The sequence below is a fragment of the Kitasatospora sp. NPDC096128 genome (assembly GCF_040303105.1).
In the GTDB taxonomy this organism is placed as follows: domain Bacteria; phylum Actinomycetota; class Actinomycetes; order Streptomycetales; family Streptomycetaceae; genus Kitasatospora.
On the sequence record NZ_JBEOSP010000030.1, the window covers coordinates 1 to 23,387 of the forward strand.

21 protein-coding genes and 2 pseudogenes are annotated in these 23,387 nt (G+C 71.1%); 13 read left to right on the top strand and 10 right to left on the bottom strand.

What is annotated here, in order from left to right; translation table 11 throughout:
- Positions 1-156 precede the first annotated feature (156 nt).
- Complete coding sequence (locus ABTY61_RS28485; RefSeq protein ID WP_350507960.1) at positions 157-693, bottom strand: CbrC family protein; 537 nt, start codon at positions 691-693, stop codon at positions 157-159.
- A 101-nt stretch (positions 694-794) separates the two neighbouring features.
- On the opposite strand from ABTY61_RS28485, the gene ABTY61_RS28490 reads away from it, so the two are divergent.
- Positions 795-1,238 carry a DUF6210 family protein gene (locus tag ABTY61_RS28490; RefSeq protein WP_350507961.1) on the top strand — a complete coding sequence of 148 codons (444 nt, stop codon included), beginning with the start codon at positions 795-797 and terminating at the stop codon, positions 1,236-1,238.
- 73 nt (positions 1,239-1,311) lie between these two features.
- Here the strand turns inward: ABTY61_RS28490 and ABTY61_RS28495 are convergent, their stop codons facing one another.
- The 3 genes and pseudogenes from ABTY61_RS28495 to ABTY61_RS28505 all read right to left on the bottom strand — a co-directional run.
- Entirely contained in the window at positions 1,312-3,693 is a 2,382-nt protein-coding gene (locus tag ABTY61_RS28495; protein ID WP_350507962.1) for a penicillin acylase family protein, read from the bottom strand.
- Positions 3,694-4,021: 328 nt separating this feature from the next.
- Entirely contained in the window at positions 4,022-5,656 is a 1,635-nt protein-coding gene (locus ABTY61_RS28500) for a purple acid phosphatase family protein (RefSeq protein WP_350507963.1), read from the bottom strand.
- 135 nt (positions 5,657-5,791) lie between these two features.
- Positions 5,792-5,989: pseudogene (locus ABTY61_RS28505) on the bottom strand (5'-methylthioadenosine phosphorylase); the annotation flags it as partial.
- 226 nt (positions 5,990-6,215) lie between these two features.
- Here ABTY61_RS28505 and ABTY61_RS28510 point away from each other — a divergent pair.
- Positions 6,216-6,929: a transglycosylase family protein gene (locus ABTY61_RS28510; protein ID WP_350507964.1), complete on the top strand. Its 714-nt coding sequence runs from the start codon at positions 6,216-6,218 to the stop codon at positions 6,927-6,929.
- A gap of 177 nt (positions 6,930-7,106) precedes the next feature.
- On the opposite strand, the gene ABTY61_RS28515 is transcribed toward ABTY61_RS28510, so the two are convergent.
- The 4 genes from ABTY61_RS28515 to ABTY61_RS28530 all read right to left on the bottom strand — a co-directional run bounded on the left by ABTY61_RS28515 (position 7,107) and on the right by ABTY61_RS28530 (position 12,382).
- Positions 7,107-7,868 carry a class I SAM-dependent methyltransferase gene (locus tag ABTY61_RS28515; protein ID WP_350507965.1) on the bottom strand — a complete coding sequence of 254 codons (762 nt, stop codon included), beginning with the start codon at positions 7,866-7,868 and terminating at the stop codon, positions 7,107-7,109.
- A 173-nt stretch (positions 7,869-8,041) separates the two neighbouring features.
- Positions 8,042-9,976, bottom strand: a complete 1,935-nt coding sequence (locus ABTY61_RS28520) for an APC family permease (protein ID WP_350507966.1) — start codon at positions 9,974-9,976, stop codon at positions 8,042-8,044.
- A gap of 295 nt (positions 9,977-10,271) precedes the next feature.
- A complete protein-coding gene (locus ABTY61_RS28525) occupies positions 10,272-11,867 on the bottom strand; it encodes a multicopper oxidase family protein (RefSeq protein WP_350507967.1) in 1,596 nt (531 codons plus the stop codon).
- Positions 11,868-11,977: 110 nt separating this feature from the next.
- A complete protein-coding gene (locus tag ABTY61_RS28530; protein WP_350507968.1) occupies positions 11,978-12,382 on the bottom strand; it encodes a DUF6153 family protein in 405 nt (134 codons plus the stop codon).
- Between the two features lie 190 nt (positions 12,383-12,572).
- On the opposite strand from ABTY61_RS28530, the gene ABTY61_RS28535 reads away from it, so the two are divergent.
- The 9 genes from ABTY61_RS28535 to ABTY61_RS28575 all read left to right on the top strand — a co-directional run bounded on the left by ABTY61_RS28535 (position 12,573) and on the right by ABTY61_RS28575 (position 20,980).
- On the top strand, positions 12,573-12,980 hold the full coding sequence (locus ABTY61_RS28535; protein WP_350507969.1) for a WXG100 family type VII secretion target: 408 nt from the start codon (positions 12,573-12,575) through the stop codon (positions 12,978-12,980).
- A 2-nt stretch (positions 12,981-12,982) separates the two neighbouring features.
- The gene (locus tag ABTY61_RS28540; RefSeq protein ID WP_350507970.1) at positions 12,983-14,734 is read left to right on the top strand and encodes an alpha/beta hydrolase; all 1,752 of its coding nucleotides are present in this window, start codon (positions 12,983-12,985) and stop codon (positions 14,732-14,734) included.
- Positions 14,731-15,258 carry a hypothetical protein gene (locus ABTY61_RS28545; RefSeq protein WP_350507971.1) on the top strand — a complete coding sequence of 176 codons (528 nt, stop codon included), beginning with the start codon at positions 14,731-14,733 and terminating at the stop codon, positions 15,256-15,258. The genes ABTY61_RS28540 and ABTY61_RS28545 overlap by 4 nt, the downstream gene beginning before the upstream one ends.
- Positions 15,259-15,327: 69 nt before the next feature.
- Positions 15,328-15,849: a hypothetical protein gene (locus ABTY61_RS28550; protein WP_350507972.1), complete on the top strand. Its 522-nt coding sequence runs from the start codon at positions 15,328-15,330 to the stop codon at positions 15,847-15,849.
- Between the two features lie 165 nt (positions 15,850-16,014).
- Positions 16,015-16,422 carry a hypothetical protein gene (locus ABTY61_RS28555; RefSeq protein WP_350507973.1) on the top strand — a complete coding sequence of 136 codons (408 nt, stop codon included), beginning with the start codon at positions 16,015-16,017 and terminating at the stop codon, positions 16,420-16,422.
- A gap of 3 nt (positions 16,423-16,425) precedes the next feature.
- Positions 16,426-18,126, top strand: coding sequence for an alpha/beta hydrolase (locus ABTY61_RS28560; protein WP_350507974.1), 1,701 nt, complete (start codon positions 16,426-16,428; stop codon positions 18,124-18,126).
- Positions 18,126-18,653: a hypothetical protein gene (locus tag ABTY61_RS28565; protein ID WP_350507975.1), complete on the top strand. Its 528-nt coding sequence runs from the start codon at positions 18,126-18,128 to the stop codon at positions 18,651-18,653. Before ABTY61_RS28560 ends, ABTY61_RS28565 begins: the two co-directional genes overlap by 1 nt.
- A 224-nt stretch (positions 18,654-18,877) precedes the next feature.
- On the top strand, positions 18,878-19,285 hold the full coding sequence (locus tag ABTY61_RS28570; RefSeq protein WP_350507976.1) for a hypothetical protein: 408 nt from the start codon (positions 18,878-18,880) through the stop codon (positions 19,283-19,285).
- Between the two features lie 3 nt (positions 19,286-19,288).
- Positions 19,289-20,980 carry an alpha/beta hydrolase gene (locus ABTY61_RS28575; RefSeq protein WP_350507977.1) on the top strand — a complete coding sequence of 564 codons (1,692 nt, stop codon included), beginning with the start codon at positions 19,289-19,291 and terminating at the stop codon, positions 20,978-20,980.
- 85 nt (positions 20,981-21,065) lie between these two features.
- Here the strand turns inward: ABTY61_RS28575 and ABTY61_RS42020 are convergent, their stop codons facing one another.
- Positions 21,066-21,377, bottom strand: a complete 312-nt coding sequence (locus ABTY61_RS42020; RefSeq protein WP_502895451.1) for a hypothetical protein — start codon at positions 21,375-21,377, stop codon at positions 21,066-21,068.
- A gap of 79 nt (positions 21,378-21,456) precedes the next feature.
- A pseudogene (locus tag ABTY61_RS42025) lies at positions 21,457-21,624 on the bottom strand (helix-turn-helix domain-containing protein); the annotation flags it as partial.
- Between the two features lie 39 nt (positions 21,625-21,663).
- Here ABTY61_RS42025 and ABTY61_RS28585 point away from each other — a divergent pair.
- Together ABTY61_RS28585 and ABTY61_RS28590 are read left to right on the top strand one after the other, a co-directional pair.
- Positions 21,664-22,284, top strand: coding sequence for a hypothetical protein (locus ABTY61_RS28585; protein WP_350507978.1), 621 nt, complete (start codon positions 21,664-21,666; stop codon positions 22,282-22,284).
- A 331-nt stretch (positions 22,285-22,615) separates the two neighbouring features.
- Complete coding sequence (locus tag ABTY61_RS28590) at positions 22,616-23,299, top strand: hypothetical protein (protein ID WP_350507979.1); 684 nt, start codon at positions 22,616-22,618, stop codon at positions 23,297-23,299.
- Positions 23,300-23,387 lie beyond the last annotated feature (88 nt).

The window sequence follows — 23,387 nt, forward strand, 5'->3', positions numbered from 1 at the left end:
GCCCGCGAGATCTACCAGGTCCTGACCGCACCCAGCACTACATCCATCACCGCCGAGCAGCTCACCACCGCTGCTTGACATCCATAAGAGCATCCTCCGTACAGGAAGTCGGTCCGGCCGACTTCCTGTACAGCAGCTCGACCGGGTGTTCCGGGTCTACGTGGCGTCCGAGTAGGCGAGGTGCGTGCCGCAGGCACGGCAGCGGAAGAGGTAGGCGGTCGGCTGACCGTTCTTGGTCAACGCCATCAGGTACTGCTCAGCCCGTGACGAGGAGCAGGGTCCGTCACCCCGTTCCTCCCGAAGTGACGTCCATGCTTCTGGGTGGTCGGCGAGTTCAGCGGCTCCGACGGCGCCCAGGAAGGCCGCACCGTCCCCGCAGTGGACCAGCCAGCGCTCCTGCTGCCATCCGCTGAAGCCCGGCGTGCGTTGCGTGATCGCGAGGAGCCGGTCCATCGGGACGTCATCGAGGACGTCGGTGAACAGGGCCTCGAAGCGGTCAGCCGCACTGCCGTCCGCGATGCACCAGGGGCACAGCCGGCCCCTGAGGTTCTCCACCGCGTAGACGGGGCCGGTGTAGATGTGGCCGCGGGCCAGGTGGCAGCAGCTGCACTCCACCTCGGACCGGACGACGGCGCCGGTGCCCACCGGGTCGGGATGGTACGGGAACACGGGAAGCGGCTCTGTCGTGGGCATTGTCACGGCCGGCGACAGTACCACCGCCGCTCCGCCGACCGGGCCGACGCCCCCTGAAAACCCGGTGCGGCGCCCGAACGTCCCGTGCGAGGCTCCCGCCCATGGCTGATGCGAACGACGGCAAGCGGTACGTCTTCCTGGATCCCGACGGCTCCGGCACCGGCCGGGGCTGGATGTTCGTCATCGTGGCGGCCCCGACCGGCGTGGTCTACCAGAACCAGGGCGGCGGGCTCGGCTGCGTCCAGTACGAACAGGAGGGCTACCTCATCCCGATCCTCGGGCGCGACCTGGACGACGAGCTGCAGTCGATCTTCGTCCGTACGCTGAAGATGCAGGGGTCGCGCCGACTCGACTGGCCGCCGGAGCTGCTCGACCGGCTCCGGGCGGCCGTCGGCTTCCACCTCTACGGCTCCACCAACCGCGACGAGGCGTTCCCCGCCCCGCTGGCACTCGACGAGTCCCGCCTGTCCGAGGCCGACGAGGCCTGGGTCCCGGTGCTGACCCCGGACGGCCCCGGCGTCCTCGTCTGGGAGAACTCCGACTGACGGCCGCGGCCCTGCACAGGAAGTCGGCCGGGCAACTTCCTGTGCAGGGTGTGTCTGCGTTGTCGCCGTGCCGTCAACCGTGCAGGGTCGTGGTCCGCAGCTGCGGGTCGGCCGTGATCTCGGCTTCGGTGAACCGTTCGGTGACCCACTGCCGGTGGGAGAACAGCACGGTCTGGTCCGAGTAGTGGGGCGAGGCGGGGTTGGCAGACTCGCCGTAGGACAGCACCGTGCGGGTGCGGGGGCCGCCCGGCGTCAGCTCGGCGGCCATCACGAAGCTGGTGCCCTGCGCCAGGTTGCCGCCGCTGAGCTCGACTCCGCCCGCGTGGCCCGACGTCGGCGAGGCCGCGACGACGTCGAAGCAGCCCTGCTCCTCGCCGCAGCCCGGCAGCGGGATCCCGGCCCAGCGCTGGAGGCTGCCGGGTGAGGCATCGAGCGGGACCTTGCGGGCGGTGAGCCCCTGCACGGCGTCGGCCAGGGCCGTCCGCACCTTCACGTCGTCGCCGTTGATGCCGCGCGGGGTGGTGACCGGGTGGGCCGGGTCGTACGGGACCTGCCACCAGGTGGACGGGAGGTCCTCGACCAGGTGCGAGAAGAAGGCCGCCCACAGCACGGCGCCATGGCTGTCGGTGCCGTCCCGCAGGTCCCAGCCGGCGAGGGCATCGCAGGCCGCGCGGACGTCGACCGTCGTGCCGTCCCTCGCGGTGAGCGCCGGGTCGGCCCGGCACAGGGCGACCACGGCGTCCCGGCCGAACTCGCCACTGTAGTTACGGTCGCCGAACATCGCCGCCTGGAGGGTGGGCAGGGTGAAGCCCGGCGCGCCGAGTCCGTCACCGCCGTCCAGCCGGCCGGCGATCATCTGCAGTCCGAGCTGGGGCCGCAGTTCCAGCTGGGAACGGCTGTCGTAGACGCCCGGGTAGCCGGTGAGCGGCGCGGCGGGGTTGGTGTAGAGCGGGCTGTTGTTGGAGTTGGCCAGGTAGTCGGTCCGGGTCAGGGTCGGGGCGCTGCCGGGCCCGAAGACGCCGGGCTCGACCGCGTCCGGGTCGCTGCCCCAGTCGCAGGCCGCCGTCGAACCGTCGACGATGTCGGCCCGCTCCGGGTCGGCCCGCAGGATGCAGCGCCCGCCCTGCGCGTCGGTGAGGTGCGGGACGCGGGAGGAGTCGGTGAAGTAGGTCGTGCCGCTGGTGTCCACCGCGAACGTGTACATCCACGGCATGCCCTGGTAGGTGTGCTGGGCGCTCTGCAACTGCGCGAGGTTCTGTGAAGTGCCCATCGCCAGCCACTCGTTCACCGAACGCAGGTTGTCGGCGTTGGCGTCCCGGACGGCGTACGCGGTGGTGGCCGTCCAGCCGGTGCCGAGCACCGGGCCGTAGCGGGAGGCGTAGAGGGTGCTGGTGACGGTAGACAGCTTCCCGTCGGCTCCCCGGACGGTGACGGGCACGGTCTGCCGGGTCATCGGCACGGCCTTGCCGTCGACCAGGTAGCTGGTCGGATCGCCCGGGACGAGGGAGAGCCGGTAGACGGAGGCGTGCTGCGAGTGGTCGGCGGTGTGCGTCCAGGCCAGGCTCCGGTTGTGGCCGAGCTCCACCACCGGCGAGCCGTAGAAGCCGGCGCCGGCGACGTCCAGCACCCCGGGGACCGTCAACTGGACTTGGTAGAGGCGGGCGTTGGCTGTCCACGGAAGGTGCGGGTTGGCCAGCAGCATCGCGTCGTGGGCTCGGGTCGCGTCGCGGCCCAGCGCCCAGCCGTTGCTGCCGGTTTCGTCCGCGAGCATCTTCGGGAGGGACGGGAGGGCCTCCGCGCGCGGCGCCCCGACACCGGACGCCCCGACACCGGACGCCCCGGCGGTCGGCGCCGGTGGGGTCGCGGTGGCGATGTCCTGCCGGAACGCCGTGACCCCCTCCACCTGGCCGAACTCGTACACGCCGGTCCAGACGTCCAGCGCGGTGATCGGGCCGACCCAGTCCTTGCCCCGGCAGGTCGGGTCCGGCAGGTTCGCCACTCCGGTGTCGCGCAGATAGCGGTTGTAGCCGGCCACATAGCCGTCGACCAGTCGGCGGACCTGCTCCGTCGGGCCGAGCGGCGCCGGGCGGTCGAGCAGCCGCCGGACGGTACCCGACTGCCGCAGGCCCTGGTGGTAGGCGTCGCCGGCCAGGTTGGTGGGACCGTGCGCCAGCACGTCGTTGGAGGTGGCGGTCGGGCCGAGGTACCGCGAGCGCTCGCCCCGGAGCGTCAGCACCTGGTCGGCCATGGCACACAGGTTGTCCTGCGCGAACGCGTAGCCGTAACCGTAACCCAGGCCGCCGAAGTCGGCCGCCCGGATGTGCGGGATCCCGTACTCGGTCCGTTGGATCCGGGCCGAGTACCCGTGGTCGCCCACCAGGTTCCCCTCCGGGCTCTCGGCCGAGGCGGCGGTCGGGACCGCGAGCAGACAGAGCGCGGCGGTGACCGCCGCCAATCGCCGTATCGGAAGCATGACTTGACTGAGTTCTCTCACCCGGCCCACGGTTCCAGCCCGACCGCCGACCTCACATCAGCCCGCCGGGCGAGCCCTCGGACCGCCGCATCGGCCGGAGTGTGTACGCAGTACGGATGACACTCGCGCGGATGACCCGGCGGCTTCCCCGCCCCGCACGCCGCCCCGCACCCCGGCCAGCACCGGCGCCCTACACGGCGACGAAGCGGCGGGGCCGTCGGCGGCAACCACGCTCGACGGCAGGGGATTCCCGCGGGAGGCGGCGCGGGGAGGGCCCACCCGCAACGGCGGGCCCTCCCCGGCGAGGGTGCTACCGCCGGCCGGCGGCCACCCGCGCGTCGCCGTTCTCGTCCCGGTCGTCGGTGTCGTCACCCCAGCCGTCGCTGCGGTCTCGGTAGAGCGTGAAGCGGTCGTACAGGACGGGCGTGGGGAGCGGGTTGGCTGCGGTGGCGGGCACCGAGTGGTAGTAGGAGACGGTGATGGTGGTGCGGTCACCGGGGTACCGGCCCGGGTCGACGTCGAACACGGCGACGCCGTACGGGTACTTGGTGTCGGGGTCGGTGACGGCGGACCAGTGGGCCTTCTCCTTGGCGTCCGGGTCGGCCTTGAAGGTGAGCCGCTGGGTTCGGACGCTGGCCTGCCGGACGCCGTCCTCGTCGGCGGGCAGGTAGACGTCGTCGTGGCCGGCGGTGCCACCGCCGCCGAGGATGAGGTGGACGGTGCCCTCGGAGGTGTCGATCTGCCGCAGGTCGTCGTCCACGACGGCGGGGGTGAGCAGCCCGCCCGGCTCGGTGCCGCGGACGGGGTGGGTGCGCTCGTAGTCGTGGTCGTGGCCGGCCAGCACGAGGTCGACGGAGTAGCGGTCGAGCAGCGGCAGCAGCTTCTCCCGGATGCCCATGTCGCCACCGTGGCTGGCGGCGGAGGAGGACATCGCGAACTGGTGCAGGTTGACGACGATCCAGTCGACCGCGCTCCCGCCCCTGGCACGCGACAGGACCCGCTCCAGCCAACGGAGTTGGGAGCCCTCGCTGTACCCGCTGATGTAGATGGACTGACCGGTGGCCGGGTCGAGGCTGGCGTCGTCCTCGACCGCGATCTCGTTGCCGTCCAGGCTGACGAACAGCACCGAACCGACCTGGAAGCTGTACCAGTTGCCGCAGTGGTCGCGGGTGCCGTTGTCGGGCAGTTCGAAGCGGGTGAGGTAGGAGGCGTACCCGAGGTCGCCGCCGCCGGCCTCGACCTCGTGGTTGCCGGGGGCCGGCATCCAGGGGCGGTTGCCGGCGGACGTGGACAGGTTGTTCATGAACGCGTTCCAGGCCTGCGGCTGGAGCTGCGGGTTGTTGTTGGCGTAGGCGAGGTCGCCGTTGAGCAGGTGGAACAGCGGGTTGAACTGTTCGACCTGGCGGACGGCGGCGGCGCCGTGGATCGACGACTTCTTGAACACGTTGTCGCCGGTGCCGAGGTCGCCGAAGCTGGTGAACCGGAAGGCGGCGCGGCCGCGGGCGGGCGCGGTGCGGAAGGTGCCGCGGACGGGCTGGGCCCCGTCGTGCAGCACCTCGTAGACGTACGTGGTGTCGGGGCGCAGCCCGTCCAGGCGGGCGTGGTGGGTGAATGTCTCCACCTTGTTGAGGCCGTCGACGTAGCTGCGGCTGCTGGCGTCGACGCTGCGGCCCGCGCCGCCGCGCGGGGTGCCGATCCGCACCCGGGGGCGCTTCACGGAGGCGCCGGTCGCCCAGGAGACGGTCATCTCGCGGGACGGCTCGTTGCCCCACTGGAGGTGGATCTGCTCCGGTCCGGGGGTGCCGGCGACGGCCGGCTGGGTCCACAGCAGGGCGGACGCGGGCAGCGCGGCGAGCGCGCCGGCTGCCGTCCCCGTCCGAAGGACCGTTCTGCGCGAAGGTCGTGCCGGGGGTTGTGCCGGAAGTTGTGCCGGGGGATGTGCCACTGCCGCCTCCTGGGCTCCGAGATGCGCCGAGGAGGCTCCCAGCCGGAGGGTACGTCCACACCACCGCCAACCGAGGTTACGGCGAACGGCAGTTGAACGCTGGTCCAGACCAGTCGCTCAGCGTGGATCCGCCTCCGGCAGCCCGTGCCCCCGCCCGTGCCGCGGCAGGAACGCCACCCGACGCCCCGCCACCTCCCCCACGAACAGCGCATCGCTCGGCGGCCCGTACGGGGTCTCCACCCGCACCTCCACCACCTCGTCCAGCAGCGCGTACAGCCCCGAACCGCCGATCACCCCCAGCTCGGCCCGTGCGGTGTCCTGATCGACCGTCATCGTCCTTCCGTCCCCTTCGTCGCGTGGCGTCCCGGCCGCTCCAGGAGCCGACTGCCACCCGGGGGGGGTACGGCCGGATGGCCGCGGGCCACGGGGGTGGTGCGGGACGGCCGAGCGGGTGACCTCTCGGACGTGTCGGCAGCGGCGCGCCCCATCCGGCGTGCCTGGGTTGGAACGCGCCGCCTCCGGACGGCGCACGCCTTGTCCCCGGACCTGAGAGCCGCCCATGCCTCCCACCGCTCGACTCCGCCGCCTCGTCCCCACCGCACTCTGCGCCCTCGCCGTGGCCCTCGCCGCCCCCGCGGCCCACGCCGCACCCCCGGGCGGCGACAGCGGGACCGACCCCGGCGGGAGGTCGGACGGCAGCCGGTACGACTGGGAGCGGGTGGCGGACTGCGAGAGCAGCGGCAACTGGCACATCAACAGCGGCAACGGCTACTTCGGCGGCCTCCAGTTCGACCAGCCGACCTGGCGGGAGAACGGCGGCCTGGCCTACGCCCCGCGCCCCGACCTCGCCAGCCGCGAGCAGCAGGTGAAGGTGGCCCAGCACCTCGCCGAGCGGCGCGGCCTCGCCCCCTGGCCGGTCTGCGGCTCCCGCGCCCTCGGCGGCCGCACCCACCAGACGGCCACCCCGGACCGCGACGAGGCCCGGGAGGACGCCCGCGAGGGGGCCCGGGGCCGGACCCGCTACCAGGGGGCCGCCGAGGCCACCCGCGACCATGGGCGCGACGCCGTCCTGCCGCCGCCCGCCCCAGACGCGGGCGCGGGCGCGGGCGCGGACGGCCGGTGGACCGTCCGCGAGGACGACACCCTGGACCAGCTCGCCGCCACCCTGCGCGTCCCCGGCGGCTGGCCCGCGCTGTACGCGCTCAACCACGACGCCGTCGGCGAGGACCCGGACCTCATCCAGCCCGGACTGGTCCTGCGCCTCCCGTCCTGAGCCGCCCCCGGGCACCATCCGCCGCCCACGCCGTATCCCGGCGTGGGCGGCGGCCGTCGCCAGCGGCTCCTACGTCGGCGCAGCAGTGCGCCCAGGGGTCACCGGGTACCGCTACAACCGGGGTACCGCTACGACCGGGTACCGCTACGACCGGGTACCGCTACGACCGGGCGCCGGCTACGGCCGGACGGCCGCCAGCACGTGCAGCCCGCGCGCGCCGGTCTCGTCGTGGCTCACCTCCAGGCCCGCCGCACGCACCTGCTCCGCGACCCACCCGGTGGCCAGCCGCAGCTTGGGGTAGCTGCTGACCTGCTGGGTCCAGCCCTCGCCGGCGCGGGTGTGGACCAGGTCGTGGACCAGGGCGGTCTCCCCGTCCGGGTACTCCAGGAAGCAGGTCATGATCCGGTCCGCGGTGGCGCGCACCGGAAGGAACCGGTCGGTGCCGGTCAGCGGGCGGGTGAGGTCGCGGAAGGAGAGCACCAGCCGCCCGCCCGGGGCGAGTGCGTCGGCGGCGTCGTGCAGCAGCGCCGCGACGTCCGCGCGGGTGGGCAGGTGGGTGAGGGTGTCGCCCATGCAGAGCACGGCCGCCACCGTGCCCGGCCCGGTGTGCCGCGGCAGCGCGCCGCGCAGGTCGGCCTCGACGGTGCGGACGGCCCCGGCGTACCCGGCCTTGTCGGCGGACTCTCGCAGTTCGGCGAGCAGCGGGGCGCTGGTGTCCACCGCGAGGACGGGGTCGAAGCCGAGGGCGGCCAGTGCCAGGGTCTGGGTGCCGGGGCCTGCACCGAGGTCCACGGCGGTGCGGCCGGCGGCCCCGGGCTCGACCCCGAGGCCTGCCAGCAGTGCGGCCTGCGCCGCGGCGAGGGCGGGGACGTCGCCGCCCAGCATCCAGGTGTAGTGGGCGGCGAGGAGACGGTCGTAGTGCTCGGGTGCGGTGCTCATGACGGGCTGGGCCCCTTCTCGCGATCCGATGGTCCGATAGTCCGATGGTCCGATCGCACTCTAGGGGGGCTCACAAAGCCGTGGAGCGGCGGAGCGCCCCCCACCGGAACGCCGACGGCCCGCCCGGTCCTGGTGGACCGGACGGGCCGGGGCGCTACGGGCGGCGGCGGTCGTCAGCCGACGTGGACCCGCGGACGCTTCGTCCGGTCCGGCTCCGCCTCGCGCAGCACCTCACGGGTGACCGGCGCGACCTCGCCCTGACCGAACAGGATGAACCGCAGGAACTGGGCGAACGGGTGGCCCTCGGTCCACTCGAAGTACAGGTGCGGCCGCTGCCCGGTGCGGTCCCGGACGGTGAGCGCCAGCGCGGCGATCGCGTTCGGGATGCTGGAGCTCTCCAGGGTGAGCACCCGGTACCGGCCGTGCAGCACCTCGCCGCGGACGGTCAGCTCGGACTCGAAGTCCGAGGCGTCCCGGACGGTCACCTCGACGAAGACCAGGTCGTCCTCGCCGGGGATGTCGTTGTCGGCGCGGATCTGCCGGATCTTGTCGCGGTACTCGGCGACGTCCCGGTTGGTCGGCTCGTTGGCGATCAGGCGCAGCGGGCGGTGGGCGTAGTCGCGGATGAACCGCTCGGCCGTGTCGTCCAGCACCACCTCGGTGACGCGCAGCTCGAAGGCGCGCTTGAGGCGGGAGAGCAGCGAGACCAGGATGATGCCGGCGATGAAGCAGGCACCGATCTTGACACCGTCCGGGCGCTCCATGGTGTTCACCACGGTGGTGTACAGGAACACCGCCGCGATGACCCCGAAGGCGATGGTCCAGCCGCGCTGGCGCTTCTTGTAGGCGGCGATGGTGACCGCGATCGCCGCCGAGCTGATCAGGACCAGGACGCCGGTGGCGTAGGCGCCGCCCTGGGCGTCGACGTTGGCGTCGAACAGCCAGGTGATCAGGAAGCCGACGATGGTCAGGACGATCACCATCGGGCGCACGGCGCGGGCCCAGTGCGGGGCCATGCCGTAGCGCGGCAGGTAGCGGGGCAGCAGGTTGAGCATGCCCGCCATCGCGGAGGCGCCGGCGAACCACAGGATCGCGATGGTCGACAGGTCGTAGACGCTGCCGAAGGCGCCGCCGAGGTACTCGTGCGCCAGGAAGGCCAGGGCGCGGCCGTTGGCCTGGCCGCCGCTCTCGAACTCCTTGGCCGGGATGAGCAGGGTGCAGATGAAGCTGGTCGCGATCAGGAAGGTGCTCATGATCACGGCGGCGGTGGTGAGCAGCTTGCGGGTGCCGCGGATCCGGCCGACCGGGTTCGCCTCGGTGTCGTCGGCGTCGCCCTTGATGTGCGGCATCACGGCGACGCCGGTCTCGAAGCCGGACATGCCGAGCGCGAGCTTCGGGAAGACGACGAGCGCGACGCCGATCATCACGAAGACGTTGCCGTGCTGGGTGGTCAGCGCGTTGGACCAGTCGGTGACCACGTGCGGCGCCTGGATGATCTTCCAGATGCCGACCGCCACGACCACCACGTTGAGCGCCAGGTAGACCGCGACCAGCCCGACGGCCAGGCCGATCGCCTCGCTGAAGCCCTTGAGGAAGACGGCACCGAGCAGGGCGACCAGGATCAGCGTGATCAGCATCTGCTTGCCGCCGAGGGCAGCGGTCAGGTGCGGGTTCTCGACCAGGTGGGCGCTCGCGTCGGCGGCCGAGAGGGTGATCGTGATGATGAAGTCCGTCGCCGCGAAGCCCAGCAGCGCCAGGACGAACAGTTTGCCCTTCCAGAACGACAGCAGCCGCTCCAGCATCGCGATCGAGCCCTCACCCCGCGGGCTCTCCTGGGCGACCCGCCGGTAGACCGGCAGCGCGCCCAGCAGGGTGACCAGCACCAGCACGATCGTGGCGATCGGCGAGAGCAGGCCGGCCGCGAGGGCGGCGATGCCCGGCTGGTAGCCGAGCGTCGAGAAGTAGTCCAGACCGGTCAGGCACATCACGCGCCACCACGACTGGCCCGTGTGCGCAGCGTGACCGGCCTCGGCGGCGGAGTCCCCCGGCTCCGCGCCGTCCTGCTGCGCCTTCGCGGCGGCGTCCCTGGCGGCCTTCTCCGGGGACATGTCCTCCAGGAGCCAGCTGCGGAGCCGTATTCGCGCCGACGACGGGTCCTCCGTCGTCGTCTCCGTCGAACCCGACGAAACCACCTTGCACCTCTTGTTTAAAGACCCCGTAAAAGCGCCGTCGGGCGACGGCAGTGCGCCAGGCTATGCGACATGCGTTAAGGAGTCGTCATCGGCCCGCGTTAAGAAAACGTCATGGCTCCGCAGGTCGGGGCAGGTGGCGGGGATCGGCGGCGGCGACCGCCGGGGCGGGGCGGCGATCCGCCCGCCCCGGCGTCTCACGGACCGGACGAGGTTACGCCCGGTAACCGAGAACCGTCATCATGCCGGTCTCCGCGTGGTACACGTTGTGGCAGTGCACCATCCACAGGCCCGGGTTGTCGGCGTCGAAGTCCACCGCCAGGGTCGTGCCCGGCAGCACGATCGCGGTGTCCTTGCGCGGGCCGTCGGCGCCCAGCGCGAAGGTGTGTCCGTGCAGGTGGACGGGGTGCCACATGCTCGTACTGTTGCGGAACTCCAGCCGCACCCGCTCCCCCGCCGCGACCGGGTAGCGCTGCGCCGGGTCGTACCTGCGGCCGTTGAACGCCCAATCGGCCTTCGCCATGCCGCCGGTGAGCTCCAGCGCCACCGTGCGGTCCGGCGCCCTGTCCGGCAGGCGGACGCTCCGGTCCGCCTTCAACTGCCCGGCGGTCAGCAGCCGGCCGTCCAGCTCGGCCGGGCGCGTCGAGGCGTCCGGCGCCGCGCCGCCGCCGGTGCGCAGCACGGCCAGCGCGGTGGCGTTCTTGCCCTCGGCCAGGGCGGTCAGCGGGAAGGCGCCGTCCTTGACGGTGACCAGCACGTCGTAGCGCTCGCCCATGCCGAGCAACAGCGCCTGGGTGGTGGCCTGCTCGACCGGGAAGCCGTCGGTGTGGGTGACGGTCAGCTCGTGCCCGCCGAGGGCGACCCGGTAGGCGGTGTCGCCGCCCGCGTTGATCAGCCGGATCCGGATCCGGTCGCCGGGCTTGGCGGCGAAGGTCTCGGGGGCGCTCGCCAGGCGGCCGTTGACCAGGTGGAACGGGTAGGAGACGTCGCCCGCGTCGCCGCCGAGCAGCGGGCTGGCGGCGCCCATCAGCATCCGGGACGGGCCGGCGGGGGCGGTGGGGGCTGCGGGGGCGCCCATGCCGGGCATGCCATGCCCCGAGTGATCCATACCGCCCATACCGCCCGCGCTGCCCATGCCGCCCATGCCCTTGGCGAGTTCGGCGAGGACGGCGTCCGGCGTGCTTCCGTCGACCCCGTCCACCCAGTCGTCCAGGACGACGACCCACTCCTTGTCGTAGCTCAGCGGCTCCTTCGGATCCTCGACGATCAGCGGGGCGTACAGGCCGCGGTCCTGCTGGACCCCGGAGTGCGGGTGGAACCAGTAGGTGCCGGGGTGGGCGAGGGCGAAGCGGTAGTCGAAGGAGGCGCCCGCCCGGACAGCCTCCTGGGTCACGCCCGGCACGCCGTCCATGTCATTGCGCAGCGCGAGGCCGTGCCAGTGCAACGAGGTGGGCTGCGGCAGGTGGTTGGCGAGGGTGACCGCGAGCGTGTCGCCGACGGTGGCGCGCACCTCCCGGCCGGGCAGGCGGTCGCCGTAGGCCCAGCTGCGGACGGTGCGTCCGCCCAGGTCGAGGGCGGTCTCGGTGGCGGTGAGCGCGACCTTGCGCTCGGGCCCGGGCCTGCGCCGCGCCTCGGCGGCGGCGACCTCGGGGCCGTTCGGGGCGACGAAGCCGTTCACCGGGGAACGGCCCATGGACGAGTGGTCCATGCCCTTCATCGAGTCCGAGCCGGAGGAACAGGCTGTGAGCAGGCCGGTCCCGGCGGCGGCGAGCGCGGCGCCGAGGACGGTACGACGGGTGGGTGTGCGCATGACGGAGTGCACCTCATACAGGGGTGGTGTGGGCGTACAGGACGGCGCGTCAGCCACTCCGTGCGCGGGCGCGAACGCGCGCGAGCGGGCACGGAACGGCCGGAGCGCGCCTACTGACGCAGCACCGACAGCCTGTTGAGGAGGATCCGCCCACCCCCGGGCGGCGGCAGCGCCCGCACGGCCCGCAACAACCGCGCCCGCACCTCGGCGGCGGCATCACCACTACGGCGCAGCAGCGGCCCGGCGAGCAGCAGCACCACGGTCCAGCCGGCCAGCACGGCGAGACAGACCGTCATCGGGTCCATCCCGTCGGCGGCGGCGGGATCGGCGGTCGTGCCGTGCCCTGACGGCTGGTGCACCGCCATCACCTGTGAGCCCTGCCGCTCGCCCCCACCGTGCCCACCGCTCGGATGCCCGAGCGTGTGCATCGTCACGATGCCGAGCAGCAGCGCGGCAAGGAGCAGCAGGCGCAGCGCCCCGGGCAGCGGGACACCGTACGGCCGCTGCTGCGCCATCGCCCCGCCTCCCGGCCGCCTCCGCCCGTCCGCTTACCCCCGCAGGGTATCCCGGACGACGGGCGGGCAGCCGCCACACCACCCCCACATGTCCGCCGATCTTCCTCCGTATCGAATCCGTTAGCATACGTCACTAGTTTTCGAACACACGGCCCGGCCGCCGGCCGGGCCGCATACATGGGGGGGCACCATGGCAGCACAAGACGCCGGCTTGGAGTTCAAGGTCAAACCGGCCGAACTGGACGGCTGCGGACAGAGCGCCCAGCACATCGGCGGTCTCATACCGGGGGAAACGACGAAGATCACCGAACCGTCCAACCAGGCCGCCGGCACCCTCCAGGGCTGGCAGACGGCGACCGCCATCAAGAACTGCGGCGCCAACTGGAAGACCCTGCTGGACAAGCTCGGCAGCGACATGGGCGACGTCGGCACCAAGCTCGGCACCTCGGCGACCTACTACCGCCAAGCCGAACAGGCCGCCCACAACAGCATGCGGAACCCGAACGCGCCCGCCTCGAACGGACCCGAGCCGGACCCCTTCGACACCACCGTCGTCCCCGGCCCGGTCAAGCCCCGCAGCGCGAAGGCGGCCGAGTAGCGATGGACATCAAGACCCTCTACGACGCCAACATCAACAACATCACCATCGCGAAGAACGCCTACGACGCCCTCTACAGCGCATTCGGCCAGCACATCGAGTCCTGGCAGCACGACGTCGTCGACCGCCTCGGCCACTCCGAGTGGACCGGGACGGCCGCCGGGCACGCCAACACCCGGATCCAGTTCCTCAGCACCGAGCTCCAGGCCGCGAAGCAGGAACTCGGCCTCATCAGCAAGGCCCTCGCCGACGCCGCCGAAGGCATCGCCGCGGCCCAGTCCCACCTGATCAGCGCCCTGGACGACGCCAAGAACAACAAGATGACCGTCTCCCCCGACGGCGGCCTCACCTGGGACAAGGACCCCAACTCCCCGAACTACGCCGGGGACAAGGCCGAGGCCACCGCCAAGGAGATCAGCAAGCGCATCACCGCCGCGCTCAACGAGGCCGACCACACCGACCAGACCATCAACGCCCGGCTCGGCCACCTCGCCACCAACGCCACCAACGGCACCGGCCTCGACGCCGCCACGGCGAAGGCCGACCAGACTGCGGCTGACGCCCTCAGTCAGGTCCCCGCCGCCGGCACCGACCCCAACAGCGTCAAGGCCTGGTGGAACGGGCTCACCGACGCCCAGCAGCAGCACATGATCCAGACCGAACACGACAAGGTCGGCGCCCTCGACGGCATCCCCGCCACCGCCCGGCACCAGGCCAACCTGATCAACTTGCAGCAAGGCAAAGCAGACCTCCAGCGCCAGCTCGACGGCCTCGGCCCCGAACCGAAGAAGATGCTGAGCGTCGCCGAGACCAACGGCGGGCCCGTCGAGAACCCCGATTACACGGCGTGGAAGAAGAAGCGTGACGAACTGGAGGACAAGAAGCACGGCATCGAGAGCATCGAGAGCCGACTGCAGAAGAAAGACCCGCCGGCCTTCCTGTTGGGTTTCGACACCAATGGCCACGGCCACGCCATCATCGCGGTCAACAACCCCGACACCGCGAACAACGTGTCGACCTACGTCCCCGGTACTGGTGCCCGTCTCGGCGACAGTCTCCGCAGCGACATCGAACGGTCGGACCTGATGGTCGCCTCCGCCGACAAGGCCAACCAGAAGGCGGGAGACCCGAGCACCACCTCATCGATCACTTGGGTCGGCTACGACGCGCCGCAGAGCATCATTCCCGAGGCCGCGGACGACACCTACGCCAAGAACGCCGAGGACAAGCTGCACAGCTTCGAACTCGGGCTGCACGCCACCCACGAGGGAAAGATCGACAACAACACCGTCCTGGCCCACAGCTATGGCACCACGACCGTCGGCTACACCATGCGCGACAAGGGCCTCCCGGTGGACAACGTCGTCCTCATCGCCAGCCCCGGCGCCGGGGTCGAACACGCCAGGGACCTGGGAATTGACCCGTCCCACGTGTACGCGGCGCAGAGCGACGGTGACTCGATCGGCTGGGCCGATGCCGCCGACCCCAAGGGGATGGCGAAGAACATCCGCGACTACTACGCCGAGATATGGGGTGTAGGAAACTACTACACCGGCGTGGACGCCAACGGCGTACACGTCGGAGGAGTCGATACCGACAACCACATGATTCACGGTCGGCAGACCACCGTCCCCGAGTTCGGCGCGCACATCCTGCCCACCAACCCCAAGGGCGACCACTCCGATTACTGGAACGACAACTCACCCACCTTGCCGGCCATGGGCGAGGTCATCGCCGGAAAGCCGATCTCATGAGCACCGCCGCACCCGCCTCCCTGATCCGGCGGGTCACCGCCACCACCATGGTGTTGGCCGCCGTACTGACTCTGAACGGTTGCGGAGCGGGGACCCTGGGCGAGCGGTCGAAGCCCACGATCACCCTGGACCAGGCCAAGAAGCAGATCGACACCTACCTCACGGACGTTCTGGCCGCACTGCCGGTCAAGCCCGCGAAGAGCCCGGGTGATTTCAGCGACCTGGAATGCGACGCCAACGACATCGGCCCGCACGGCAGGACGCAGAGCCGCCGGGAGTACGACTTCGGCGATGTCCCTCCCGTGCCCAAGGCCGAGGCCGTGAAGGCCTTCCGCGAGTACCTGACCGGCCGCGGTTTCGCACCGGATCCGGACGCCGCCGGTTCACGTTCCGACTGGATCAGGCTGAAGAACCCCAAGGACGACTTCCTGGCCACCCTGGACGGGGTCTCCGACTCCAGCCACGATCTCTCCCTCCGGGTCAGTTCCCCCTGCGTCTGGCCCGACGGCACCCCGCCCAAGTAGCCCAACTCCCGTTCGGGGCCGCACCCTCCGGGGTGTGGCCCCCGCGCGTCATCGCCGGAAAGCCGATCCATGAACACACCCGAACACGCCCCCCTCATCAGGCGGGTCACCGCCACCACGACGATGCTGGTCGCCGTACTGGCCCTGAACGCGTGCGGGGTGAACACCCTGCAGGAACGGTCGAAACCCACGATCACGCTCGACGAGGCGAAGAAGCAGATCGACAGCTATCTGACGACCACCCTGGCGCATATGCCCGTCCAGCCTACCGAGATGCCGGCGTTCAGCGACCTGGAGTGCGACCTCAACGACATCGGCCCACACGGCCGGAAGGAGAGCGCTAGGACCGCCTCCTTCGAGAATCTCCCTCTGCCAGGCAGGGCGCAGGCTGCGGACGCCTTCCGGACCTACCTCACCGGACAGGGGTTCCAGCTGGTATCGGAGCCGGGCGTCCACATCGGCTGGGTGAAGATGCGAAACCCCAAGGACGACTTCGTCGCCATCCTGGACGGCGCCACCGACGTGAGCCGCTCGTTCCAGCTGAACATCAGCTCCCCCTGCGTCTGGCCCGACGGCACCCCGCCCAAGTAGCCCAACTCCCGTTCGGGGCCGCACCTTCCGGGGGTGCGGCCACTTCGCGTCCGGCTGGTCCGCCTTCGTGCTGGTCTGTATCAATGATCCGCTAACATGCGTCCCCAGTTTCGATCATCCCGGACCGCCCCAGCAGCCGGTCCGGAACTGACGGGGGAACGAAGCATGGCAGAACAAGACGCGGGCTTGGAGTTCAAGGTCAAGCCGGGCGAACTGGACGGCTGTGGTCAGAGCGCACAGCACATCGGCGGCCTGATACCGGGCGAGACCGCGAAGTTGAACGATCCGTGCGGCCAGGCGGCCGGGGGCCTGAAGGGGTTTCTCACCGCCGGTGCGATAACCAGCTGCGGCACCAACTGGAAGACCCTGCTGGACAGGCTCGGCGGTGACATGGGCGACGTCGGCACCAAGCTCGGCACCTCGGCCACGTACTACCGGCAGGCCGAGCAGAACGCCCACAACAGCATGCGGAATCCGAACGCGCCCGCGCCGAGCGGGCCGGAGCCGGACCCGTTCGGCACCGACTTCACCCCCGGCCCGGTCAGGCCCCGCAGTGCGAAGGCGGCCGAGTAACCGATGGACATCAAGACCCTCCAGGGCGCCGACGTCATCGGCATCACCACCGCGAAGAACGCCTTCGACGCCTTGGCCACCGCCTTCGGCCAGCACATCGAGAACTGGCAGCACGAGGTCGTCGACCGGCTGAACCACTCCGAGTGGACCGGGACGGCCGCCGGCCACGCCAACACCCGGATCCAGTTCCTGCAGAACGAGCTCCAGGCCGCCAAGCAGGAACTCGCCCTGGTCAGCCGTGCGTTGCAGGACGCCTACGACGGCTTCGCCGCCGCCCAGTCGCACCTGGTCAACGCCCTGGACGATGCCAAGACCCACAAGCTGACGGTCGCCGCCGACGGTGGGATCACCTGGGAGAAGGACCCCAACTCCCCGAACTTCGCGGGGAACGACGCCGCCACGCAGGCCCAGCAGATCCAGGCCCGGATCACCGCCGCGCTCAACGAGGCCGACCACGCCGACCAGACCATCAACGCCCGGCTCGGCCACCTGGCCACCAACGCGAGCAACGGCACCGGCCTGGACTCGGCCACCGCGAAGGCCGACCAGAGCGCCGCGGACGCGCTCAGCCAGATCCCCGCCGCCGGCACCGACCCGAACAGCGTCAAGGCCTGGTGGAACGGTCTCACCGACGACCAGCAGCAGCGGATGATCCTCAACCACCCGGACCAGGTCGGCAACCTCGACGGCATTCCCGCCGTCGACCGCAACCAGGCCAACCTGATCAACCTGGCGCGCGGCAAGCAGGACATCCAGCGCCAGCTGGACGGCCTCGGCCCCGCGCCTGCGGCGACCCTGGGCAGCGGACGGTTCATCCGCCCCAACCCCGCCTACACGGAGTGGCAGCAGAAGCACGACGACCTCGCCGACAAGATGGGCGGCATCAACGCGATCGAGGCCCGGCTGAACACCAAGGTCGACGCCACCCACCCGCCGACCTTCCTGCTGGGCTTCGACACCAACGGGCACGGCCACGCCATCGTCGCGGTCAACAACCCCGACACCGCGAACAACGTGTCGACGTACGTCCCCGGCACCGGAGCCCGGCTGGGCAGCATCGGCAGTGACATCAACCGCTCGGACGTCATGGTCGCCTCGGCGGACAACGCCAACCGGCAGGCGGGCGACAAGAGCACCACCTCGTCGATCACCTGGGTCGGCTACGACGCGCCGCAGAGCATCATCCCGGAGGCCGCGGACGACACCTACGCCAAGAACGCCGAGGACAAGCTGGTCAGCTTCGAGAACGGGCTGCACGCCACCCACGACGGGAAGATCGGGAACAACACGATCCTGGCCCACAGTTACGGCACCACGACCGTGGGCTACGCCATGCGCGACCACGGCCTCCCGGTCGACAACGCCGTGCTCATCGCCAGCCCCGGAGCCGGCGTGGAGACCGCCAAGGACCTGCGCATCGACCCGTCCCATGTGTACGCGGCGCAGAGTCCGGCCGACGCGATCGGCTGGGCCGCCGCCACCGACCCCGGCGGCGTCGGGGACAACATCTGGGACAACGTCAAGACCGACTTCGGCTTCGGCGACGGCGACCACCACCTGATGTACGGCCGACAGACCACCGCCCCCCAGTTCGGCGCGACCGTGCTGCCCACCAACCCCGACGCGGGGCACTCCGACTACTGGAACGCCGATTCGCCCACCCTGGTCTCGATGGGGAAGATCATGGCCGGGAAGGGGTCCTGATGAGCGCCGCAGCACCCGCCTCCGCGCTCGGGCGGGTGACCGTCGCGGCCGTGCTGGCGGTCACCGCGCTGACCCTGGGCGCCTGCGGGGCGGACACCCTCCAGGATCGCGCGAAGCCCACGATCACCCTGGACCAGGCCAGGACCCGGATCGACGGCTACCTCGCCGCCATCCAGTCCCAACTTCCGGTCCAGGCAGTCTCGTTGCCGCCCGCGTTCAGCGATCTGGAGTGCGACGCCAACGACGTCGGCCCGCACGGCCGGAAGCAGAGCAGTCGGGGCTACGACTTCGGTGACGTACCGTCAGATGTCAAGGCCAAGACGGTGACCGACTACCGCAGCTACCTGAGCGGGCAGGGCTTCCAGGCGGTGCCGGACGCCGCCGGATCACATCCCGACTGGGTCCGGATGAAGAACCCGCAGAACCAGTTCCTCGCGATCCTCAACGGAACCTCCGACTCCAGTCACGACCTCACCCTCCAGGTCAGCTCGCCCTGCATCTGGCCCGACGGCACTCCACCCAAGTAGCCGGAACAGCCCGAGTAGCCCGAGAAGCCCGCGCAGCCCGAGAAGTCCGAGCAGCCCAAGTACCCCAACTCCCGTTCGGGGCCGTACCTTTGCCGAGGTGCGGCCCCTTCGCATACGCCCTGGTCAAACCACTTGTCCGTACTTGACGATCCGCTAGCATGCGTCGTCAGTTACCGCTCGGACCGGCCCAGCAACCGGTCCGGAACTGACGGGGGAACGAAGCAATGGCAGAACCCGACGCAGGCCTGGCATTCAAGGTCAAACCGTCCGAGTTGGACGGCTGCGGACAGAGCGCGCAACACATCGGCGGCCTCATACCCGGCGAGACCGCGAAGATCACCGACCCGTGCAGCCAGGCCGCCGGCACCATGCAAGGCTGGCTCACCGCCGCCGCGTTGACCACCTGCGGCAGCAGCTGGAAGACCCTGCTGGACAAGCTCGGCAGCGACATGGGCGACCTCGGCACCAAGTTGGGCACCTCGGCGGCCTACTACCGCCAGGTCGAGCAGGACATCCACAACAACATGATCCACCCGGACGTACCGGTCCCGACCACCAACGAGCCCGACCCCTTCGGCACCACCATCGTTCCCGGCCCGGTGAAGCCGCGCAGCGCGAGGGCGGCGGAGTAGCCGATGGACATCAAGACGCTCCACGACGCCGACTTCTGCAACCTCGCCATCGCCAAGACGGCCTTCGACACCCTCTCCACCGCCTTCGGCCAGCACGTGGAGAACTGGCAGCACGACGTCGTCGACCGGCTCAACAACTCCCAGTGGACCGGGACGGCCGGCGGTCACGCCCAGACCCGGATCAAGTCCCTGCACGACGAACTCGTGGCCGCCCATCAGGAGATCGGCCTGATCAGCCGGGCTCTCCACGACGCCTCCGAAGGCTTCGCCGCCGCCCAGGCACACCTGATCAGCGCCCTCGACGACGCCAAGGCCCAGGGGCTCACCGTCGCCCCCGACGGCGGCATCACCTGGGACAACAACCCCAACTCGCTGACCTTCGCCGGGCACGGCGCCCCCGTACACGCCAAGGACATCCGGGACCGGATCAGCGCCGCCCTCACCGAGGCCGACCACGCGGACCGGACGATCAGCAGCCGGCTCGCCCACCTGACCACCAACGCGACCAACGGCACCGGCCTGGACTCCACCGTCGCCACCAACGACACGGCCGCCGCGAACGCGCTGGAACAGGTCCCCGCCGCGGGCACCGACCCGAACAGCGTGCAGGCCTGGTGGAACAGCCTCACCGACGAGCAGCAGCACCGGATGATCCTCAACCACCCCGACCAGCTCGGCAACCTCGACGGCATCCCCGCCACCGGCCGGGACCAGGCCAACCGGATCAACCTCGCCCGGGCCAAGACGGACATCCAGCACCAGCTCGACGCGCTCGGTCCGGAGCCGCTCGACATCCCGACGGGTGCCGACATGAACGGCATACCGATCCAGGACGGCAAGCTGGACGAGTGGCGGAAGAAGCACGACGACCTCACCGAGAAGATGAACGGCATCAACGCCATCGAGGGCCGGTTGGGCACCCAGGTCGACTCCGCCCACCCGCCCGCGTACCTGCTGGGCTTCGACACCAACGGCAAGGGCCACGCCATCGTCGCGATCAACAACCCGGACACCGCGGACAACGTGTCGACGTACGTCCCCGGCACCGGCGCCCGGCTCGGCAAGGTCGACGGCGACATCAGCCGCTCGGACGCGATGGTCGCCGCGGCCAACGCCGCCGGCACCGGCAAGACCACCTCGTCCATCACCTGGATCGGCTACGACGCCCCGCAGAACATCGTCCCCGAGGCCGCGGACGACTCGTACGCGAAGAACGCGGAGAAGAACCTGGTCAGCTTCGAGAACGGGCTGCACGCCACCCACAACGGGAACATCGCCAACAACACGATCCTCGGGCACAGTTACGGCACCACGACGATCGGCTACACCATGAAGGACCACGGGCTCCCGGTCGACAACGTCGTCCTCATCGCCAGCCCCGGCGCCGGCGTCGACACCGCCCAGGACCTGCGCATCGACCCGTCCCACGTGTACGCGGCACAGAGCCCGGCCGACATGATCGGCATGGCCGCCGCCGTCGACCCGGGCGGGTTGGCGGACAACGCCTGGGACAACGTCAAGTCCGACTTCGGCTTCGGCGACGGCGACCACCACCTGATCCACGGCCGCCAGACCACGACCCCCCAGTTCGGCGCGAACGTCATGCCCGTCGACCCCAACGCGGGGCACTCCGATTACTGGAACAACGGCTCGCCGACGCTCGCCGCGATGGGGCAGGTCATCGCGGGCAAGTAGCGGCCATCCGGCCATCCGGCCATCGGCGCAAGCGTCCAGGGGCCGTACCTGTTCACCGGGTGCGGCCCCTGCCGCCACACCTGCCCTACTCCTGCCGCACCGCCGCCGCCAGGTGCGCGCGAAACCAACGGTGCGCCGGGTCAGCCGGGTTGCGCGGCTGCCAGGCCATCCCCAGCTCCAGCGGCGGGAGTTCGAGCGGGATCGGGAAGCCGCGCAGGCCCAGCGCCTGGAAGGTCTCCGGCAGCCAGTCCGCGGCCCCGAGCGTCACCAGGTCGGTGTCCCGGGCCGGCAGCACCGCGTCGGCGGACTGCACGGTGAAGGTCCGCTCCAGGTGCACCGGGTCGAAACCCGCCCCGGGCGGCAGCACGTTCTCGCAGCCCCGCGGCAACTCCGCCACCTCCCTCCCGCAGTTCTAGCGCCCGCGGGGTCGGCACCAGCCCCTGCCCGGCCCGCGCCGGCGGTGGATCGCCGACCGCGCGGCGCAGCCGGGCCGGCATCCGGCTCACCGCCGCCGGTGAGGTGCCGAGCCGCTCGGCGGCCCGGGTCACGCTGTTCTCCCGGAGCAGGGCGTCCAGCGCCCGAGCCTTTCCACGCCGGAGCCTTTCCAGCCCCGGAGCCTTGCCGCCGCCCGGGGCGGGGCGCATCCTGGGGCCCACCCGTCGTACCGAGAGGGAGGGGAGACGATGAGACGCCGCCTCGGGGTCCTCTGCTCAGCGTTGGCGCTGACGACGGCGCTGATGACGGCGCTGACCGCGGTCACCGCCTGCGAGCCGGCCCTCGACCCCAGCACCTACCGCCACCCGGTCCCGCTCCCCGAACCCGCCCCGGCGTCCGCCCAGTGGATCGTGGACCTCGTCGCCACGCTCAACACCCCGCCCCAGTGCCCGAAGCCGACCCTGCCGGCCCTGGCCGTCCTCGACAGCGACGGCCAGGACCGGGCGGTGGCGTTCTGGCTGGTGGACAACCTCGACGTCTGCTACGCCGTCATCAACCACCGGGGCGAGTCCCCCACCACCATCTGGTTCGCCGCCATCGAGGACCTCATCCCCCGCACCCCCATGCCCGCCGACACCACGGCGGGCGTGGACTCCTACGCCTTCACCGCCTACCGCGGCCAGGTCGGCGACATCACGGTCTCCGGCGACCCGGACCACCTGGTCAGCCCCGTCCGCCACCGCACCGTGGACCTCGGCGCCGGCCACCTCGTCACCTTCGCCGCCTACCACTACCGCATCCCCGCGACCGGCCGACCGCTCACCCTCTCCCTCTGCACCGCCACCCGCCCCTGCCGCGACGCTCATTGACTGTCCGTCACCTTCGTGCCGCACCGAGCCGGTTCCGTCATCTGCCCGAATGCAGCCGCGATACGGCCCCAGCGTGGGGCCAGGGGCTTCGGCGACCTCAACAAGAGAGCCGGGCCCGAGCGGCCCTCTCGAAGAATGCACCCAACAGTCTCCGGAGGCTGAAGGTCCGATACGCCCCCTTCGCTCCGCGGAACGCCTCGCCCGATCGGCTTCCGTGACCGGACCCTCCGCTTCGAGCTTCCGGACGCTCCCGCCGTCGCCGATCCGGCCGCCGGCCGGTTCGTCCTGGACCGCCCCAGTCACCCCATCACCGTCATCCGGGAGTAGCCGCGTGCACCCGACCGGACCCATAGCCCGGCGCTTCCCGCTGGTCGCCCGAATCCGGCCCGCGTGCCGGCCCCTCGACGCCCGTGTCGGCCGGCTCCAGCAGCCGGCCGACACAGCCTCCCGGCAGACCGACCCGGTCCTGGCCTCCACCGTCTTCAACCAGGCCGCCCTCCTCGTCTCCGGCGTCGGCCTTCCCGACTGCGCGCGCGAGCTGTGCCACCGCGACGGTTCCGCCGAGACGGCGATCGACCACTGCCTCGCCTTCGAACCCGACGATGGCCTGGCCGTCTTCACCACCCGCCTCGTGCTGACCGCACTCGACGCGGCTGGCTCGGAGACCCCCGAGAGCCGAAACCTCCTCGCCCGGCTGACCAGCCGAACGGGTGAATCCGGCGACGGCTACGCACTACAGGACCTCCTCCGCCACGAGGGCGTCCGGCAGCACCTCGCCCCGGTCCGGCGGGCAGCTCTCGACCGGGCTCTCGCCGCTTGCGCGCTGGGCTCGGCCACCCTGCCGGATGCCCTGCGCAGCCTCCTGGAGGAGGCGTTGACCCATGCCCGGAAGGTGCTCGAAACGTCCCCGTTCGACCCGGGCTCGCCCGGAGGAAATCCGCTTGAACAGCGAAATCGAACAGCACCATCATCAGTCGTCTCCGCTTCCACGCAGCATCTCAACTCGACTCCCTGAAAGCGCACTTGCCTGACATGGAGGCGGATGCGCGGCTTGGCGTGCTCGAACACCACCCGTGTCTGGAGGTCTTCATGGACAACCCCAT

What these genes read in the sequence shown, in the direction of transcription:
- ABTY61_RS28555 (WP_350507973.1), top strand. Translation starts at nt 16,015, where the DNA reads ATGGCAGAACAAGACGCGGGCTTGGAGTTCAAGGTCAAGCCGGGCGAA.
- ABTY61_RS28530 (WP_350507968.1), bottom strand. Translation starts at nt 12,382, where the DNA reads ATGGCGCAGCAGCGGCCGTACGGTGTCCCGCTGCCCGGGGCGCTGCGC.
- ABTY61_RS28560 (WP_350507974.1), top strand. Translation starts at nt 16,426, where the DNA reads ATGGACATCAAGACCCTCCAGGGCGCCGACGTCATCGGCATCACCACC.
- ABTY61_RS28510 (WP_350507964.1), top strand. Translation starts at nt 6,216, where the DNA reads ATGCCTCCCACCGCTCGACTCCGCCGCCTCGTCCCCACCGCACTCTGC.
- ABTY61_RS28490 (WP_350507961.1), top strand. Translation starts at nt 795, where the DNA reads ATGGCTGATGCGAACGACGGCAAGCGGTACGTCTTCCTGGATCCCGAC.
- ABTY61_RS28570 (WP_350507976.1), top strand. Translation starts at nt 18,878, where the DNA reads ATGGCAGAACCCGACGCAGGCCTGGCATTCAAGGTCAAACCGTCCGAG.
- ABTY61_RS28485 (WP_350507960.1), bottom strand. Translation starts at nt 693, where the DNA reads ATGCCCACGACAGAGCCGCTTCCCGTGTTCCCGTACCATCCCGACCCG.
- ABTY61_RS28540 (WP_350507970.1), top strand. Translation starts at nt 12,983, where the DNA reads ATGGACATCAAGACCCTCTACGACGCCAACATCAACAACATCACCATC.
- ABTY61_RS28550 (WP_350507972.1), top strand. Translation starts at nt 15,328, where the DNA reads ATGAACACACCCGAACACGCCCCCCTCATCAGGCGGGTCACCGCCACC.
- ABTY61_RS28575 (WP_350507977.1), top strand. Translation starts at nt 19,289, where the DNA reads ATGGACATCAAGACGCTCCACGACGCCGACTTCTGCAACCTCGCCATC.
- ABTY61_RS28585 (WP_350507978.1), top strand. Translation starts at nt 21,664, where the DNA reads ATGAGACGCCGCCTCGGGGTCCTCTGCTCAGCGTTGGCGCTGACGACG.
- ABTY61_RS28525 (WP_350507967.1), bottom strand. Translation starts at nt 11,867, where the DNA reads ATGCGCACACCCACCCGTCGTACCGTCCTCGGCGCCGCGCTCGCCGCC.
- ABTY61_RS28520 (WP_350507966.1), bottom strand. Translation starts at nt 9,976, where the DNA reads ATGTCCCCGGAGAAGGCCGCCAGGGACGCCGCCGCGAAGGCGCAGCAG.
- ABTY61_RS28565 (WP_350507975.1), top strand. Translation starts at nt 18,126, where the DNA reads ATGAGCGCCGCAGCACCCGCCTCCGCGCTCGGGCGGGTGACCGTCGCG.
- ABTY61_RS28545 (WP_350507971.1), top strand. Translation starts at nt 14,731, where the DNA reads ATGAGCACCGCCGCACCCGCCTCCCTGATCCGGCGGGTCACCGCCACC.
- ABTY61_RS28515 (WP_350507965.1), bottom strand. Translation starts at nt 7,868, where the DNA reads ATGAGCACCGCACCCGAGCACTACGACCGTCTCCTCGCCGCCCACTAC.
- ABTY61_RS28535 (WP_350507969.1), top strand. Translation starts at nt 12,573, where the DNA reads ATGGCAGCACAAGACGCCGGCTTGGAGTTCAAGGTCAAACCGGCCGAA.